This is a genomic window from Delftia sp. UME58 (genome assembly GCF_014170385.1).
Classification (GTDB): Bacteria; Pseudomonadota; Gammaproteobacteria; order Burkholderiales; family Burkholderiaceae_C; genus Comamonas; species Comamonas acidovorans.
The window spans coordinates 1-1,419 of sequence record NZ_LZZV01000029.1 but is presented as its reverse complement, the minus strand read 5'-3'; the positions used below and the strand labels follow the sequence as shown (position 1 = coordinate 1,419).

The 1,419-nt window shown below is 51.5% G+C and carries 1 protein-coding gene and 1 rRNA gene; one reads left to right on the top strand and one right to left on the bottom strand.

What is annotated here, in order from left to right:
- Positions 1 to 372, bottom strand: a 16S ribosomal RNA gene (locus A9976_RS10485); the annotation flags it as partial.
- Between the two features lie 291 nt (positions 373 to 663).
- Between A9976_RS10485 and A9976_RS10480 the strand changes: the two genes are divergently transcribed.
- The gene (locus A9976_RS10480) at positions 664 to 909 is read left to right on the top strand and encodes a hypothetical protein (RefSeq protein ID WP_183018953.1); all 246 of its coding nucleotides are present in this window, start codon (positions 664 to 666) and stop codon (positions 907 to 909) included.
- Positions 910 to 1,419: the final 510 nt, after the last annotated feature.

Sequence of the window (1,419 nt, the reverse complement as noted above, 5' to 3'; positions counted from 1 at the left end):
CCCATTGTCCAAAATTCCCCACTGCTGCCTCCCGTAGGAGTCTGGGCCGTGTCTCAGTCCCAGTGTGGCTGGTCGTCCTCTCAAACCAGCTACGGATCGTCGCCTTGGTGAGCCGTTACCCCACCAACTAGCTAATCCGATATCGGCCGCTCTAATAGTGCAAGGTCTTGCGATCCCCTGCTTTCCCCCGTAGGGCGTATGCGGTATTAGCTACGCTTTCGCGTAGTTATCCCCCGCTACTAGGCACGTTCCGATACATTACTCACCCGTTCGCCACTCGCCACCAGACCGAAGTCCGTGCTGCCGTTCGACTTGCATGTGTAAGGCATCCCGCTAGCGTTCAATCTGAGCCAGGATCAAACTCTTCAGTTTAATCTCTGTATTTGTTTCGTATTCTTGGTCCGAATAAATCCGAACCAGGTCATACGTCGCTACTCAAAGGAAGTGAGGTATGTTCTTAAACTTGACGTCTAAGGTACTTCACTTCTAGTGAGCACTTGATTTCATTGTGCTTGTGAAGAGGTCAGGGTTTAACGCCTAACCTAATCACAGTGCATCGCATCAAGCGCCCACACTTATCGGTTGTTTAATTGTTAAAGAGCGGTACTGCTAAATTCTTCACTGCCATTTCGCTGAACCCGCCAGCTTCGCGCTGCTTTCGCTTTGCGTCGCTCGCTGTTTTCAGCAGCAGAGAGGCAAGATTATGAAGGAGTTTTTATCGCTTGTCAAGTCAGCGTCGTTCGCTTTCGCGCCCCTGCTTTCTTGCTTGCGACCCCTTCAGGTCTGCTCTCTTTAGCAGCTATCGAAACATCAGAACAACCCATCAGGGTTAACCCTAAGTTTTCGGCAACTGCCAAGCCTGAAACTATAACACAACTTTTGCAGATTATGCAACCGGCTTTTGCCTGACTTGCATCCTATCTTGCAACCCCGCCGCTTTCGCGGCAGCCCTGAATTTCAGGGGTTGGTTACTACTTCAGGCGGCTAGCGATTCGATCCGGGTAAACCCTGAATTCTTATCACCAGCCAAGCCCAAGACTATAGCACGATTTTTGCAGATTGTGCAACTGGCTTTTGCCTGATTTGCGTCAATCCTTGCAACAACCGCTGGGCGCTCATTCCTGAACCCGTCGCGGCAGACTTGGCTGGGTTACCCCGGGTTTTCACCTTGCCTTGCCTGTTGTGCTTGCCTGGCCCCGCAGTTCAAAAACTGTCTGAACTGCGAAGGAGCGAGACTATAGCACAAGTTTTTGGGCCGTCATCCGCGAAAGCCAAGAAAATTATGGGCTTCGCAAGCGAACCCCCAGCTTCCTCTCTGCATCCCTATATATAGAGGCCGACTTATAGAGGCCGGCTTTCCTCCCCCCTCTATATATAGTTGCCGCGCCCGGCTTGCCTACGCTTGGGGTACGTTTACTA